The 15,477-nt window shown below is 66.2% G+C and carries 16 protein-coding genes; 3 read left to right on the forward strand and 13 right to left on the reverse strand.

Going from position 1 to position 15,477, the window contains the following annotated elements:
* Positions 1 to 37: 37 nt before the first annotated feature.
* The 3 genes from F3J19_RS06090 to F3J19_RS06100 all read left to right on the forward strand — a co-directional run bounded on the left by F3J19_RS06090 (position 38) and on the right by F3J19_RS06100 (position 2,224).
* Complete coding sequence (locus F3J19_RS06090) at positions 38 to 1,147, forward strand: DMT family transporter (protein ID WP_167038813.1); 1,110 nt, start codon at positions 38 to 40, stop codon at positions 1,145 to 1,147.
* A gap of 185 nt (positions 1,148 to 1,332) precedes the next feature.
* Entirely contained in the window at positions 1,333 to 1,536 is a 204-nt protein-coding gene (locus F3J19_RS06095; protein ID WP_167038815.1) for a DUF3562 domain-containing protein, read from the forward strand.
* Positions 1,537 to 1,762: 226 nt separating this feature from the next.
* Positions 1,763 to 2,224, forward strand: coding sequence for a GNAT family N-acetyltransferase (locus F3J19_RS06100; RefSeq protein WP_167038817.1), 462 nt, complete (start codon positions 1,763 to 1,765; stop codon positions 2,222 to 2,224).
* A 113-nt stretch (positions 2,225 to 2,337) separates the two neighbouring features.
* Here the strand turns inward: F3J19_RS06100 and F3J19_RS06105 are convergent, their stop codons facing one another.
* The 13 genes from F3J19_RS06105 to F3J19_RS06165 all read right to left on the reverse strand — a co-directional run bounded on the left by F3J19_RS06105 (position 2,338) and on the right by F3J19_RS06165 (position 15,477).
* Positions 2,338 to 3,741, reverse strand: coding sequence for an MFS transporter (locus F3J19_RS06105; protein ID WP_167038819.1), 1,404 nt, complete (start codon positions 3,739 to 3,741; stop codon positions 2,338 to 2,340).
* A gap of 25 nt (positions 3,742 to 3,766) precedes the next feature.
* On the reverse strand, positions 3,767 to 5,032 hold the full coding sequence (locus tag F3J19_RS06110) for an FAD-dependent oxidoreductase (RefSeq protein ID WP_167038821.1): 1,266 nt from the start codon (positions 5,030 to 5,032) through the stop codon (positions 3,767 to 3,769).
* The gene (locus F3J19_RS06115; protein ID WP_167038823.1) at positions 5,025 to 5,990 is read right to left on the reverse strand and encodes a VOC family protein; all 966 of its coding nucleotides are present in this window, start codon (positions 5,988 to 5,990) and stop codon (positions 5,025 to 5,027) included. Before F3J19_RS06115 ends, F3J19_RS06110 begins: the two co-directional genes overlap by 8 nt.
* 22 nt (positions 5,991 to 6,012) lie before the next feature.
* Entirely contained in the window at positions 6,013 to 7,503 is a 1,491-nt protein-coding gene (locus F3J19_RS06120; protein ID WP_167038825.1) for an aldehyde dehydrogenase, read from the reverse strand.
* 43 nt (positions 7,504 to 7,546) lie between these two features.
* Positions 7,547 to 8,377 (reverse strand): aspartate dehydrogenase, encoded by an 831-nt coding sequence (locus F3J19_RS06125; protein WP_167038827.1) that lies wholly within the window; start codon positions 8,375 to 8,377, stop codon positions 7,547 to 7,549.
* Positions 8,370 to 10,028 carry a thiamine pyrophosphate-binding protein gene (locus tag F3J19_RS06130; protein ID WP_167038829.1) on the reverse strand — a complete coding sequence of 553 codons (1,659 nt, stop codon included), beginning with the start codon at positions 10,026 to 10,028 and terminating at the stop codon, positions 8,370 to 8,372. Before F3J19_RS06130 ends, F3J19_RS06125 begins: the two co-directional genes overlap by 8 nt.
* Positions 10,021 to 10,830: an SDR family oxidoreductase gene (locus F3J19_RS06135; RefSeq protein ID WP_167038831.1), complete on the reverse strand. Its 810-nt coding sequence runs from the start codon at positions 10,828 to 10,830 to the stop codon at positions 10,021 to 10,023. The genes F3J19_RS06130 and F3J19_RS06135 overlap by 8 nt, the downstream gene beginning before the upstream one ends.
* Positions 10,830 to 11,705, reverse strand: a complete 876-nt coding sequence (locus tag F3J19_RS06140; RefSeq protein WP_167038833.1) for an IclR family transcriptional regulator — start codon at positions 11,703 to 11,705, stop codon at positions 10,830 to 10,832. The genes F3J19_RS06135 and F3J19_RS06140 overlap by 1 nt, the downstream gene beginning before the upstream one ends.
* 23 nt (positions 11,706 to 11,728) lie before the next feature.
* Positions 11,729 to 12,607 carry an alpha/beta fold hydrolase gene (locus tag F3J19_RS06145; RefSeq protein ID WP_167038835.1) on the reverse strand — a complete coding sequence of 293 codons (879 nt, stop codon included), beginning with the start codon at positions 12,605 to 12,607 and terminating at the stop codon, positions 11,729 to 11,731.
* 83 nt (positions 12,608 to 12,690) lie between these two features.
* Positions 12,691 to 13,239 carry a cupin domain-containing protein gene (locus F3J19_RS06150; protein ID WP_167038837.1) on the reverse strand — a complete coding sequence of 183 codons (549 nt, stop codon included), beginning with the start codon at positions 13,237 to 13,239 and terminating at the stop codon, positions 12,691 to 12,693.
* Between the two features lie 26 nt (positions 13,240 to 13,265).
* The gene (locus F3J19_RS06155) at positions 13,266 to 14,033 is read right to left on the reverse strand and encodes an SDR family oxidoreductase (RefSeq protein ID WP_167038840.1); all 768 of its coding nucleotides are present in this window, start codon (positions 14,031 to 14,033) and stop codon (positions 13,266 to 13,268) included.
* Complete coding sequence (locus tag F3J19_RS06160) at positions 14,026 to 15,117, reverse strand: aromatic ring-hydroxylating dioxygenase subunit alpha (RefSeq protein ID WP_167038842.1); 1,092 nt, start codon at positions 15,115 to 15,117, stop codon at positions 14,026 to 14,028. Before F3J19_RS06160 ends, F3J19_RS06155 begins: the two co-directional genes overlap by 8 nt.
* Positions 15,118 to 15,165: 48 nt before the next feature.
* Positions 15,166 to 15,477, reverse strand: coding sequence for a recombinase-like helix-turn-helix domain-containing protein (locus F3J19_RS06165; RefSeq protein WP_167038843.1), 312 nt, complete (start codon positions 15,475 to 15,477; stop codon positions 15,166 to 15,168).

Below are 15,477 nucleotides of genomic sequence, written 5' to 3' on the forward strand. Positions count from 1 at the left end.
GTGTCCGCCTTCCCCCTGCTCGAACGCCGATCCGCCGATGCCGTCCCGCCATAGCGCCGCCTTTACCGCCCTACTCGCCGCCGCGCTGTTCGGCGCGACCACGCCGCTCGCGAAAGCGCTGCTCGATTCGCTATCGCCGTTTCTGCTGGCGGGCCTGTTCTATCTCGGCAGCGGGGTCGGCCTTGGCATCGTGATGCTGGCGCGCCGCGTGGTGCGTCGAACGACGCGTCGTTCGGCCCAGCGCTCGACATCGGCCGCCGCCGTCCCGCCAACAGAACCGCACCGCTTTCCGCTGCGCGACGTACCGTGGCTGGCCGGCGCAATCGCCGCGGGCGGCGTCGCCGGGCCTGCGCTGCTGATGCTCGGCTTGAACACCACGCCGGCCGCCACCGGCTCCCTGCTGCTGAATCTCGAAGGCGTGTTCACCGCATTGATCGCATGGATCGTATTCCGCGAAAACGTCGACCTGCCGGTGTTCGTCGGCATGCTCGCCATCGTCGCGGGCGGCGTCGTGCTGGCCTGGCAGCCCGGCGCGGCGGACCTGCCGCCGGGCGCGCTGCTGCTCGCCGGCGCATGCGCGTGCTGGGCCGTCGACAACAATCTCACCCGCAAGGTGTCGACGCACGACGCGACCTTCATCGCCTGCGTGAAGGGGCTCGTTGCGGGCCCGGTGAACGTGGCGTTGGCGTTCGCCGTTGGCGCGAGCTGGCCGCACGGCACGACCGCGTGGAGCGTCGCGCTCGCGATGCTGACCGGCTTCGCGGGATATGGCGCGAGCCTCGTGCTGTTCGTCGTCGCGCTGCGCAATCTCGGCTCCGCGCGAACCGGTGCGTACTTCTCCGTTGCACCGCTCTTCGGCGTCACGCTGTCGTGGCTGCTCTGGCCCGAACTGCCGACTTCGCAATTCTGGGTAGCGGCCGCGCTAATGACGCTCGGCGTGTGGCTGCATGTGCGGGAACGCCACGAGCATGCGCACACGCACGAGGCGCTCGACCACACGCATCGCCATCGGCACGACGCGCATCATCAGCACGAGCACGATTTCGCATGGGACGGCGAGGAACCGCATACCCATCCGCATCACCATGCGCCGATCACGCATGCTCATAGGCATTTCCCGGATATCCACCACCGCCACACCCATTGATTTTCCGCGCGCTCCCATCGGGCAACCGTTTGCTGCGACGCAAGATAAAAATCTCTGTGGAACGGGTCGTGCGATAGGCCAATTCAATTGGCATAGTGGCGGGTCGCGTCCTGTAATGGACTCCTGCCGTTCACGTTGTGTTTACGTTCCGTCCACCCAGCCCGCCGCCCCATCCGGAGAGATCCATGTCGCAGCCTCAGCCCAATGTAGACGAACTGGTGAGAAGCATCGCCGAAGAAACCGACACGCCAGCCGAAACGGTATCCCGCCTGTATGCGGATACGCTCGCCAATTACCGGCAGGACGCGCGCGTATTCGATTACGTGCCGCTATTCGCCGCGAAGAAGGTACGCGCCCAGCTTCGTCACAACCCGGATCGCGGTCACTGAAGGCACCTTGACCGCCTGGTTGCACCCGCAGTGACACCACCGGCGCGCGGTCACGCGCGCACCCACCCTAAAAAAACACACGCCGCGCGGAACCATTCGACCCGTGGTTCCAGATTTTGCGCGCCTCGTGGAGCTAACAATGGCGCCACGAATTTTCTATGCTGACGGTTCGATCGTTCCCGGCAGGCATGCTGTTGCCCGCCTCATTCGATAAGGAACCGCACCTATGTCCGCCCAGATCCTGATTCGCGCCATCATCCGCGAAGATTTCGACGCATGGCTGCCGCTATGGGATGCGTACAACGCGTTCTACGGCCGCTCGGGCGAGACCGCGCTGCCGCGCGACATCACGCGCATCACCTGGCAGCGCTTCTTCGACGGCTACGAGCCGATGCACGCGTTCGTCGCCGAGCGCGACGGGCAACTGGTCGGCCTCGTGCACTTTCTCTATCACCGTCACACGACGCTGGCCGGACCGATCTGCTATCTGCAGGACCTCTACACGCTCGACACCGAGCGCGGCAAGGGCGTCGGCCGCGCGCTGATCGAAGCCGTGTATGCGCGCGCCCAGGCCGATGGCGCGGAACGCGTCTACTGGCAAACGCACGAGACGAATCAGACCGCGATGAAGCTTTACGACAAGGTCGCGGACAGGTCGGGCTTCGTCGTGTATCGCAAGGCGTTGTGACGCACCACGCGTCGCAATTCCGCAGCGAACGCAAAAAAAGCAGCCGGAAAGACGAAAGGCGCACCACGTGGTGCGCCTTTTCGTTTTCTCGAAACCGCGTCAGCAATGCGATATCAGGCTTCGAGTTGCTCCAGCACCTTGCCCTTGGTTTCGATGCCGAGGAAGTGCACCGCGATCGCCGCGACGAACGGCACGGCAGCGAGGATATAGAACGCCACTTCGAGATTGCCGCCGATCATCGTCTTCGACACGATGGCCGGCGCGAAGATCGCCGCGATCTTGAGCCAGGCGCCGCCCACGCCGCAACCCATCGCGCGGATGCTCGTCGGGTACAGCTCCGGCGTGTACACGTAAGCGGTGATGAAGCCACTCGCGAGGAAGCCAAGCGCGAATGCACAGAAGGTTGCGACCACGTACACCGACGAGTCGTGCAACACGCCCGCCATCGCCAGCGACACCGCGCACAGGATGAACGAGATGTTGATGATCGGCTTGCGTCCCACCGCATCGACCAGCAGCGCGCAGACGAGCGAGCCGACCACGCCGAGCACCGAAGCCGCCACGGCCAGGTTCAGCGCAAGCTGCAACGGCGCGTGATAGATCGTGCGGTAGATCGTCGGCAGCCAGGTGGACAGACCGTACTGGATAAAGCCGCAGGTCACCCACAGCATCGCCACGGCAATCGTGCGCTTCAGGTAGGCCGGGCCGAACAGGTCCGAGACGCTGCGCTTCGGATGGCGATTGACCATCTCGTCGAATTCGGCCGAGCTTGCCACCGGCGGCAGCGGCACCTTGGCTGCCCGTTCGAATGCGAGCACGGCGGAATCGGCTTCGGCCATCCGGTCGCGCACGGCGAGCCAGCGCGGCGATTCCGGCACGAGCTTGCGCAGCGCGAAGAACAGGATCAGCGGCATGCCGCCGATGAAGTACATCGCCGGCCAGCCGAAACGCGGCACGATCCACGCCCCCATCGCGCTCGACGCGAGCAGCCCGATCGGGAAGACGATTTCGTACAGCAGCACGAAACGCCCGCGGCCATGCGCGCGGCTGATCTCGTTGATATAGGTCGCGGCCACCGGCAATTCGCCGCCGAGTCCCAGCCCCTGGATAATGCGCAGCACGACGAATACGGCGAACGTCGGCGCAAAACCGCACGCAATACTCGTGATGCCGATGATGCCCGAGCTCAGCGCAATTGCCTTCACGCGTCCGCCGCGCTCCGCATACCACGGAAACAGGAACGCGCCGATCAGTTGTCCTATGGAGCCGGAGCCAAGCAAAAAGCCGACGTCCCACGGCGTCAGGTGCCACTTCGCAATCAGCAGCGGCAGCGTCGTCGCGATCGCGATCACGTCGAAGCCGTCGAAGAACGTCGCGAGACCGATCAGGATACGGGCGCGTACTTGCAGCGCGTTCCCCGGCAGGCGCTCGAGCCTCGCGATGATCGAGCCCTGCGTCACGGCGCCTGAAACACCGGCGCTGCTGCGGTCTCCTGTTGAGTTATCGATGGTTCTCATGCCAAGGTGCCGTCCGTAAAAATGGTTAGGCAAGCGCCGTAGAGGCGTCAGTCAGGGTGGCAAGGTCGATGATCCGGCCTTGATTCATCCACTTGCGCGAGAGCTTCAGTTCGCGCGGAGTGTTGATCGCGATCACGCCGCGAATCGTGTTGTCTTCCAGATAGAACAGCGTCGCGCGCCGCGTCGACAGATCGCCGCGCACCGCGAGTGGCGCATCGGCCGGAATGTCGCCGAGAATCTGCAGGTTCACGTCGTACTGATCGGACCAGAACCACGGAATGTCCGCATACGCTTCGAAGTTGCCGAGCAAGGCCTTGGCCACGGCAATCGCCTGGTTCTGCGCGTTGGCCCACGACTCCAGCCGCACGCGGCGCTTGAGCCATGCGCTCGGATGATTCGCCACGTCGCCGCAGGCGAAGATGCGCGGGTCGTCGGTCGCGCCGAAATGATCGACGACGATGCCGTTCTCGACCTTCACGCCCGCCGCTTCGGCAATCGCCGTGTGCGGCGTGAGACCGATGCCGGCCACCGCAAAATCGGCGTCGAGCGTCGAGCCGTCCGCGAACGTCGCGCGAATCCGCTTTGCGTCGTCCGGGTGATCTTCGAGCGCGACGAGCGAGGCGTTCAGGCGCACGTCCACGCCGTTCGCGCGATGCAGATCGAGCAGGAAGTCCGACACCAGCGGCGGCAGCGAGCGCGCGCACAGACGCGGCGCGCCTTCCACCACACAGGCTTCGACGCCGAGCTTGCGCGCGGTCGCCGCGACTTCGAGACCGATCCAGCCGCCGCCGACCACGAGCACGCGCTGGCTCGCGCGCAGCCGTTCGCCGAGCGCGACCGCTTCGTCGAGCGTACGCAGATAGGCGAGATGCGAGGTCTTCACGAGCGCGTCGGGCAAACGGCGCGCCGCGCCGCCGGTCGCGATCACGAGGCGGTCGTATTGCACTTCGCGGCCCGACTGCGTGCGCACGATGCGCTGTTCGCGATCGATCGAGGTCGCGCAATCGGGCTGCCATGCTTCGACGTTCAGCGCGTCGAAGTCGTCGGGCTTCACGAGGCGCACGGTTTCGATATCGGCTTCGCCGGCCAGCACGGCCTTCGAGAGCGGCGGGCGCTCGTAGGGTAGATGCACTTCGTCGGCGATCATCACGAGGCGGCCGTCGAAGCCTTCCTTGCGCAACGTCTTCACGACCCAGCCGGCCGCCTGGCCGCCGCCGATCACGACGATCGTGCGCGGCGCTTCGAGCCCCGCATGCGCGGCCTGGGCCTTTGCGGTGGCGGCGTCAGTCATTTTTGCGCTCCGTCATGAACTTGCCTTCCGGCGCCTTCGCGTCTTTCTGCCGGCGCGTATTGCCGTCGATGCCGCCTTCGATCGCCCATTCGGCGAACACGGTCGGACCCGGTTCGAATTCGCGCGGCTGCCATTCGGGCGTGAGCTGATCTTCGTCGGCGTAGTACTCGATCAGGCCGCCGGCCGGATTCTTGAAGTACCAGAAGTACGCCGACGACACCGGATGACGCCCCGGCCCGAGCTGCGTTTCCCAGCCGCAACGGTTGATGTGCATGCCGCCGCCGAACACTTCGTGGATGTCGCGCACGGTGAACGCGACATGGTTCAGGCCGCGTTTGCCGTTCGGCAAGGCCAGCAGGAAGAGGTCGTGGTGGCCGCCGTGCGGCGCGCAGCGCATGAACGCGCCGCGGCCCGGATAGCGGTCCGAGGTCTCGAAGCCGAGCAGTTCGTGATAGAACTTTTCCTGTTCGGCGAGCTGGTTCGTGAAGAACACGACGTGGCCGACCTCGACCGGCTCCGCGCGTTCATAGACCGGCGACGGCTGATCGACGCGCAGCGTCTTGCCCCACACGTTCGACGGCGAACCCTGCACGTCGACCGCGCGCTTGCGCGTCACTTCGACGCGAATCGCCATGCCGTTCGGGTCGATGCAGCCGAGCGCGTCGTCGGTTTCGTAGTGGCCAGGCTGACCGGCGAAGCGGCCGCGCAGTGCATCGAGTTCCGCCTTCGTCGCGACGCCCCACGTCACTTCGCGCAGCGTCGGGCCGTCCTCGAACGCGGGCGGCAGCGCCGCGTCGTTCGCGTCGACGACGAGCACCGTGCAGCCGTTCATCGTTTCGAAACGCGCGTGTTGGTCGTCGAACGCGGTCTCCTTGAGACCCCAGTCCGCGAAAAACCGGCGGCAGGTGGCGAGATCCGTCACGCCGTAGGTAATCTGTTCAATGCCGAGAATCGTCATAACGTGCCTCTTCCTTGCTGCCTTAGTTCGCCCACGCCAACGGCGCTTCGTTCAAGCCCCAGTAGAGGCTCTTCTGTTGCATGTATTCGCGAATGCCGAGACGGCCCTTTTCGCGTCCCATACCGCTCTCCTTCCAGCCGCTGAACGGCGTCGAGATCGAGAACAGCTTGTAGGTGTTGATCCAGATCGTGCCGGCTTCGAGCGCGCGCGCGGTGCGGTAGGCGCGCTTGTAGTCGCGCGTCCAGATGCCGGCGGCGAGGCCGAACACACTGTGGTTCGCTGCCTTGAGCAGCGCGGCTTCGTCGTCGAACGGCATCGCGACGAGCACCGGCCCAAAGATTTCCTCCTGGCAGATGCGCGCCTCGTTAGTGAGGCCGTCGAGAATCGTCGGTTGCAGATAGGTGCCCGCTTCGCGGCCGTCGCCGACCGGACGCTCGCCGCCGCACAGCAGACGGCCGCCTTCTTCGAGGCCGAGCGCGATATAACGCTCGACCGATTCGCGATGCGCCTGCGTAATCAGCGGACCCATCTGCGTGTTGTCGCGCGACGGATCGCCGACGCGCAGCTTGCGCGCGCCTTCGACGAGACGCTGCATGAATGTGTCGTAGATCGAGCGCTGCACGAACAGACGCGAGCCCGCGATGCACGCCTCGCCCGACGAGCTGAAGATGCCGTACAGCACGCCATTGACCGCATGATCGAGATCGGCGTCGTCGAACACGATGGTCGGCGACTTGCCGCCGAGTTCGAGCGACACCGGCATCAGCTTGTCCGCTGCGATGCGCGCGATGCCGCGGCCCACTTCGGTGCCGCCCGTAAACGACACTTTCCTCACGAGCGGATGGCGCACGAGCACGTCGCCGATCACCGAGCCCTTGCCCGGCAGCACGCTCACGATGCCCTTCGGCACGCCCGCTTCCTCGCAGATGCGCGCGAGCGCGAGCGAGACGAGCGGCGTGACTTCGGCGGGCTTCAGCACCACCGCGTTGCCGGCCGCGAGCGCCGGCGCGAGTTTCTGCGCGTCGGAAGCGATCGGCGAATTCCACGGCGTGATCGCCGCGATCACGCCGATCGGCTCGTAGAGGCTCATCGTCAGATAGTCGCCGCGCGACGGCGTAACTTCTTCGTCGAGCGTTTCGAGGCAGGCCGCGAAATAGCGGAACGTATTCGCCGCGCTCGCGACCAGCACGCGCGTCTCGCCGATCGGCTTGCCGTTGTCGCGGCGCTGCAGATTCGCGAGCGCTTCGTGGCGCGCCATGATGAGGTCGGCGATGCGGTACAGGATCAGCGCGCGCTGATGCGGCTTCAGACCCGACCAGTCCGGCTTGCGCCACGCGGCGTCGGCGGCTTCGACCGCCTCGCGCGCGTCGTCGGCGCTGGCCGTCGAGATTTCCATGTTGACCGACTGATCCGCCGGATACAGGCTTTTATACGGGTTGCCGCGCCCTTGCCGCCATTCGCCGCCGATAAAAATATCGCCGTTGGGCACGAGGCTGGTATCGAAGTGAGTCATGTCGGTCATTCCGGTTGCTTGCAGGCCGGGGGCCTGGTGGGTCTTAGATCACGCAACGCGCGGCGCGATTGCGCAGCGCGCGGATCGCGCTGTAAGCGGTCAGCGCGGACGTCTTCGGGTTGTCCGGCAGCGGCTTGCCGCTCATTTCGAGCGACATCTCGCCGAACGCGCCGCGCGCGAGAATGCGGTGCACATTGCGCGTCACGTTCGGATCGGCGATCAGCTTGACCGTCGTGTTGTCGAGGCCGAGCCCGGCGAGCGCGATGGTCGCGGCAACGTTGGCGTTCTTCGGATAGAGCCGCGCCGCATCGCGCGCGGTGCCTTCGAAGATCACCTTCTCTTCGGCGAGCGTGCGCAGGTCGCAGACCTCTTCGGCCGGCGTGCCGAGCCAGCCGATCGGCGGCTTGCGGCCCGTGTACAGCACTTCGTCGAGACCGCCGAAACGCGCCGAGGCAATCGCATCGATACCGCCGATCGCGCCCGACAGCAGCGTGACCGTCGCGTCGCCCGCATCGGCCGCGGCGGCGAGCGCGTCGAGCAGCGCGACGTCGGAGAGCGCACCGATCGACGCAACCGCGCAATCGGTGCCCGACTTCAGCAGCGGCACGATGTGATCGACGAGCGCGCTGTGGCCCGCGCATTCGAGCGCGAACTGCGGCTTCGTGCTGAGCGCCGCCACCGACGACACCACGTCGACGCCCGCGCCCACCATGTCGCGCACCGACGTCAGCTGCTTCTCGGGAACGATCACATGCGAGACGCGCACGGCCGGATCGCCGGCGACCGAGCGGTACACCGCCTGGCCAATCGCGCCGAAGCCGATCATCGCGACATCAAGGGGCGCGTGATGCCCCGCGTAGCCGACCTCATGCATGTTGCGGCTCCTTTTCCTTGACCGGCGGGCCCGCGAACTGGGTCGCGAAGGTGCCGACCGACAGCATGTCCACCTCGACCAGCACCGGGCCGGTCTGCGCCATGCCTTCGCGGATGATCGCGGCGGCGTCGTCGAGCGACTTGATGCGGTAGTGCGGCAGCTTCAAGCTCGCGCAGAACTGTGCGAAATCCGGCTGATGCAGTTGCACGTAGCAGCGGCGGCCGCCGTATTGCGCGTCCTGGATGTTGCGGATCACGCCGTAGCACTGGTCGTTCATCAGCACGATCATCACGTTGGCGTTTTCCTGCACGGCCGTCGCGAGTTCGCCGACGTTGACCATCAAGCCGCCGTCGCCGCACAGCGCGACGGTCTTCGCCGCATTGCCCGCGAGCGCCGCGCCGATGCCCATCTGCATGCCCTGGCCGATGCCGCCGCCGAGCGCATGCACGCCCGCGCGCGGCGAGAAGATCTTCAAGAGGCGGTTGCCCCACGTGCTGTTCGAGATCGTGACGTCGCGCACCCAGTTGTAGTCGCGGCCCACGGCGTCCTGCAGCGCGTCGACGAGACGCTTGTACGGACCCAGACCCTTGGCGACGTCGGCAACCGCGCTTTCGCGCGCGGCAGCGAGGTCCTGCGCGAACTGCGGATCGACCTTCAGCCTGCCTTCGAGCAGCGTCGCGAGTTCCTCGAGCACCGCGGAGGCGTCGCCGTGAATGAACATCTCGTTGCGATAACCGCGGTTGTCGGCCAGCGCGTCGGCGTCGATGCGATACAGCGGCTGCGGCAGCGCGAGCTTGTACTTCAGCGTTTCATTGCCGCGCAGACGCGAGCCGACCACGACGAGCGCGTCACAGGTCTTGTAGAAGCTCTCGACCGCCGAGTGCACGTTGAACGCGCCGAGCGTGGCCGGATGATCTTCCGGCAGCACGCCACGGCCCTGCACGCTCGTCACGACGCCGAAGCCGAGTGCGACCAGACGCTCGACCGCCGCGCGCGCGTGGCGCGTGCCGCCGCCGAGCCACAGCAGCGGGCGCTTCGCCTTCGTCAGTTGTTCGGCGAGTTGCGCGACGCGGTCCTTGCAATGCGTGAGCGTCGTCACGTGGGGCGCGGCGAGATCGTTCGGCCACTCGATTTCGGCCGCCTGGATGTCGATCGGAATCTCGACGCTGACCGGGCCGCTCGGCGCCGTTTGCGCAACGCGCACGGCTTCGCGGATCGTCGGCAGCGCGGTTTCGACCGAACGCACGCGGAACGCGGCCTTCGAGATCGATTGCAGCATCGAGAGCTGGTCCGGCGCTTCGTGGATATACGCGAGGTCCTGGTCGAGGTATTCGGTTTCGATCTGGCCGGTCACGTGCAGCAGTGCGGTGCCCGCCGTCAGCGCTTCGACCATCGCGCCCGCTGCGTTGCCCGCCGCGGTGCCCGTGCTCGTGAACGCGACGCCGAGGCCGCCCGAGACGCGCGCAAGGCCGTCGGCCATGTTCACCGCGCCGGCTTCGCCGCGCGCGCCGACATAGCGGATCTTGCCGCGCGTGTTGATTGCGTCGAGGATCGGCATGTTGTGGATCGAGATCACGCCGAATGCGGTTTGGACGCCGCATTGCTCGAGAAAGGCGGCGATCAGTTCGCCAACGGTGGTTTTATTAGACATGTCGTGCAACGCCTCCAGAAACATCGATGTGACTGCCCGTCGTGTACGACGACAGCGTGGTAGCCAGATAAAAAAGCGCTTGAGCGGCCTCTTCGGGACGACCGAAACGGCCCAGTGGAATGTTTTTCTTGCGCGCCAGCTCGCCGGTCCAGTCTTCCCAGCTCTGGCCCGGCTGCGCCTGGGTCTCGTAGCGGCGGCGCCACTGCCCCGACTCGACGATGCCGATCAGGATCGAGTTGACGCGGATGCGCTGCGGCGCGAGTTCGACCGCGAGCGACTTCGTGAGACTCAGCAGACCCGCGCGCGCCGACGAGGTCGCCACCATGTGCGGCTCGGGCTGCAGCGCGAGCAGCGAATTCACGTTGACGATGGCCGCGTTGCGGCCGGCGCCGGCGGTGTCGTCGAGCATCGGCAGAAACGCGCGCGTCGGGCGGATCACGCCGAAATACTTCAGGTCGAGCTCTTCGCGCCATGCGTCGTCGCTCGTGTCGGCGAAGGTCGAGACGCGCCCCTGGCCCGCGTTGTTCACGAGCATGTCGGTGCGGCCGAAGCGCTGCTGCACGGCCTGCGCGAATGCGCTCACTTCGTCGGCATCGAGCACGTTGCAGCGCTGCGCGAGCAGTTGCGCGCCGGGAAACTTCGCGACGAGCGCGGCTTGCGCTTTCGCGAGACGCTCGCTGTCGCGGCCGCAGATCGCGACCGACGCACCCGCTTGCAGAAACAGTTCGGCGGTCGCGAGACCGATGCCGGACGAACCGCCCGTCACCACCGCCACCTGTCCGGTCAAATCGATTTGGATCATCAGAGCCCCAGTGCCTTCATGTATTTGTTGCCTGCGTTCGGTCCGAGCTTCGGCCGGTAATTGAGCCGCTGCGACAGTTCTTCGGCCGCGCGGCGCACCTTGTCGACGAGCCCGCCGTCGAGCAGCGACACGTCGATCTCGCGGCGCGGGATCGTCGTCGTGATGACCGCGACGATGCGGTTCGTGTCGTTGCGCACCGGCGCACTGACCACCGAAATGCCGCGCTCGAACGACGACTCGCTGATCGCGAAGCCGCGCCGCGCGTCGTCGCGAATCCGTTCGTAGAGTTCGTTGACCGTGGCCGGCGTCTGCGCGGTGAAGCGCTCCAGTTCCGGCTCGGGATAGAGCTTCTTCAGGTCGTCGAGCGTCAGGTCGCCCATCAGCACCTGGCCGTGCGTCGTCGCATAGGCGGGCAGGCGCGTGCCGACGTTGACCTTCACCGAGCTGAAAATCGGCGCATGGCTTTGCGCCTTGGCGACGAACACCACGTCGCGTCCGTCGCGAATCACGATATGGCTCGTGAGGCCGGTGTCGTCGCGCAGCCGCTCGATGATCGGCAGGCCGAGGTCGGTCAGCTCCAGCGAGCTCAGGTATTCGAAGCCGAGCCGCAGCACCGCGATGCCGAGGCGATAGTTGCGGTCCTTGTCGGCGCGTTCGAGAAAGCCGAGCGATTCGAGCGTCTGCAGCAAACGGAACACCGTCGTGCGCGGAATGTTCAGGCGGCGCGACAGTTCCGGCGCGCCGAGCACCGGCTCGCGCGGCGAGAACTCCATCAGGATGTTCAGGCCTCGTTCGAGACCGGGCACCCGGTAGCCGGAATCGCTGCTGGTTTCGTTGCGCTCGGCGTCGGGCGCATCAGGCGTATCGGGCGTCATTGCATGGCTCCGCGTTGGCTCGGTTAGATGCCGCTTGCGCGGCTGAACGTATCGATGATCGCGGTGTACGCGGCGGGTTCTTCGATATAGCCCGCATGTCCCGCGCGCGGCACGATCTGCAGGCGGGTGCGCGCGGCGAGCGCGATCTTTTCGCAGGCTTCGGGCGCGGTAATCGTGTCTTCGGCGCCGACCGCGACGTCGACGCGGCCTTCGTAGCGCGCGAGGTCGCCGGCAAGATCGGCGTTGGCGAGCAGATGCGTGGCCTGCGCGTAACCGTGCGGGATCACGCGCGCCATGTTCCAGCGCACCCATGCGCGCGCCGCGTCGTTCGCGTGAGCGGACAGCATGTTGGCGCTGCGTTTTTCGGCGAGCCCTTGCGGGCCGAGTTCGTTGAGCATCGCGAGACGCTGATCGCGTTTCGCGTCGCGCACTTCAGCGGACGCCGCGCCGTAGCCGCCCGCGGGCGACAGCAGCAGCAGACCGGCAAGACGCTGCGGATGCGCAAGCGCGCATGCGCCGGCGATGATCGCGCCGAGCGAATGCCCGACCAGCACGCAGCGTTCGATGCCGAGCGTGTCGAGCCATTCCTTCAATACGGCCGCGTAGTCCTGAGCGAGCGGCGAAGCCGCCGCGACCGGCGTGGATGCGCCATACCCCGGCGCATCCCAGGCCAGCACGCGGCGTGTCGCGCCGAGCGCGTCGAACTGCTGCACCCACGATGCCGCGCCCGAACCGATGCCATGCAGCAGCACGAGCGGCAGCGCATCGTTGCCGGCCTGGCCGGCTTCGCGATAGCTCACGACGCGTTGCGCGGCCAGGCTGCTGTGCTGCGCCGGATAGCGCGCGAGACGCGCTTCGAGCGCGGCAGGCTGATCGGCATTGGCGGACGGGACTACGGACATGATTGCCTTCGCGGGTGAAGTGAAACGACGTGAACGGCTCGACGATTGCGCGGTACTTCAATTGCGCCTCAGTGGTGCTGCGGTTACGCCTTGTTTGCAGCCAGATCGCGCTTGATCTTCGCGAGTGGCGAATCCGGCGGATACGTCGGCGTGATCGGCTTCGGCGAACCGAGCATCACGCACATCAGCGCGTCTTCCTCGCCCACGTTGATCTCCGAGCGGTACACGCCGGGCGGCACCGAGATCAGGTCGCGCTCGCCGAGCACGGCTTCCCACGTTTCGCCGTCACGCTCGCAGACCACCTTCATCTTGCCGCGCAGCACGAAGAAAATTTCTTCGACATCCATATGAATATGGCTCGGGCCGATGTTGCCGGCCGGGATCACCATCGTCGAGAACGTGAAGCCGCCTGCCGGCACGGTGTTCATGTCCTTCGCGACGCCGGTGCCGCCCGTGCCGACGTAGCGCATCTGCGCACGGCGATACTTCGGGTCGTAGTCGGCCTGGAATTTCAGCGCGTCCCAGTCGTAGCGACGCGTTTCGAAGCGCGCGACGCGGCCGTCCAGCCACTGCTGGAAGTTCGCGTCCGCGGGTTGGTCCCAGGACTTGCGTTCGTTGTCAACGTCCGCCATCTGTTTCTCCTTTCGATTCGACAAGATCAATTCATCACGAAGCCGCCGTTGACCGGCAGCAATTGGCCGGTCACAAAGCGGGCGGCATCGGACAACAGGAACAACACCGGCCCGGTTACGTCGTCGGGCACTTGTGCGCGCGTGAGCGCGCGGCCTTGCAGGTAATACTGATGGCGCTCCGCCGGCACGTAGGCGGTCGCCTCGACTTCGGTCAGGCCCGGCGCGATCGCGTTGACGGTCACGCCGTGCGCGCCGAATTCGCGCGCAAGCGAGCGCGTCATCGAGATCACGGCGCCCTTGCTCGCGACGTACGCGAGCAGCTTCGGCGCGCCCCACATCGCCGTGTCCGAGGCGATGTTGACGACGGCGCCACGGCCCGAGTCGCGCAGATACGGCAGCGCGGCGGTGCTCATGAGCCAGGTGCCGCGCACGTTGACGTTCATCACGGCGTCCCACGTATCGACCGTCAATTCGTCCGCGAACTTGCCGCCGGAATTGGTGATTGCCGCGTTGTTGATCAGCGCGTCGAGGCCGCCGAACTGCGCCGCGCCCTGCTCGGCGAACTGCTTGACGCTGGCCGGATCGGCAAGGTCGAGCGGCAGGTAGGTCGCCGCGTGGCCCTGTTCCTTCAGCGATGCCGCGAGCGCACGGCCCGCGTCGTGCAGCACGTCGCCGAACACGACCTGGGCACCGGCTTCCACGAGCGCGCGGACGAACGCCGCGCCGAGACCGCGCGCGCCGCCCGTGACGAGAACGCGCCGGCCCTTGAGCGCTGCGAGTGCGTCGTTATGCATGGCTGTGACCGGCTTCGGTGGTGGCCGGCGCGGCAGCGGCCGCTGCCGCGCGATAGGCGTCGAGGTCGGTGACGTGCTGTTGCGCGCGTTGGCGCAGCATGCGGCGCACGCGCGTCATGCCGACGTCGTGCTGATACAGGAACTCGTGATCGCGCGCGTTCGGCGCGAGGCTTTCGAGAACGTAGCGGTCCTGTTCGAGCACGTCCCAGTGCAGACCTTCGAGACGGTTGCGATACAGGAAGCGCCATGCGTCGCGCTGCCAGCCCTGCACCTTGCGGGTACGCCAGAAGTAGACCTGGCAATTGTCGCCCTCGACCGGCACCGCGAAGCCGATGATGCCGAAGCTGCCGCCCGGGCCGAACTTCTTCTTGTAGGGAATCGCGAGGCGCATCCACAGGGCGCCGGTTTCGCCGAGTTCGACCCAGTCGAAGTTGACGTCGCGCTGGCCGATCTTTTCGAACATCAGACCGGTTTCGGTCTTGCGCACGCGCATGTCGGCCTGCTTGTCGCCTTCGGCCATCGAGTGCGAGGTCGCGTGCAGATAGGCGCCGTGCATCGGGTCCATCACGTTGTCGATCGCGTACTGGTAATTGCACTTCCAGTTCGACATGCACAGGAAGCTGGCGTATTCCTCGCCGACCAGTTCTTCCGGCAGCACGAGCGGCACGGGTTCCTTGTGCGCTTCGTCGCCGAACCACAGGAAGATCGCGCCGGCGTGTTCTTCGACCGGATACGACTTCACGCACTTCTGGCCTTCGAGCGGGCAGCTCGCGACCGCCGGCACGTTGACGACCGTGCCGCTGCCGTCCACCTGGATGCCGTGATACCAGCATGCGACGCTGCCGCCGAGGTTCCAGCCGAGCGACAGACGCGCGCCACGGTGCGGGCAGCGGTCTTCGAGCGCGTGGACTTTGCCTTCCTGATCGCGCCACAGCACGATCTGGTCGCCGAGACGGGTCACGCCGATCGGCGCGTTGCCGACCTGCCAGCTCGGGGCGACCGGATACCAGTAATTGCGGAGACCTTGGTCGAGGTACGACTTGATCGGATCAGCCGTGCCTTCGGTTGTAGTGGGGGACGTCATGAAGAGACTCCAGTACGGATGCGATGAAACGTGTTCGGGAGAGCGCGCCTAGTCGGCGAGCAGGCGGAATTCGGCGGCGAGGCGCTCGGCGTTCCACTGAGTGCCTTCGGCGGTGCGGAAACCGTCGCGGTTCAGGCCATCGGCGACTTCCTGCAATTCCGTCGCACCGGCTTCGAAAACACGTTCGAGCGCATCGCCGAAGTCGTTTTCGTACTGGGTCGGCTCGGCCTTGCGGTTCTGCCAGATCATGTTGCTGCTCTCGCCCGGCTTTTCGATCAGGCCTTTACCCGCGACGTTGTTCGGTTGCGGCGCCAGCCACGGCTTCAGGAAGGGATTGAAATTCACGGCTACCTCTCGCAT

The sequence above is a fragment of the Burkholderia sp. Ax-1724 genome (genome assembly GCF_011752995.1).
In the GTDB taxonomy this organism is placed as follows: domain Bacteria; phylum Pseudomonadota; class Gammaproteobacteria; order Burkholderiales; family Burkholderiaceae; genus Paraburkholderia.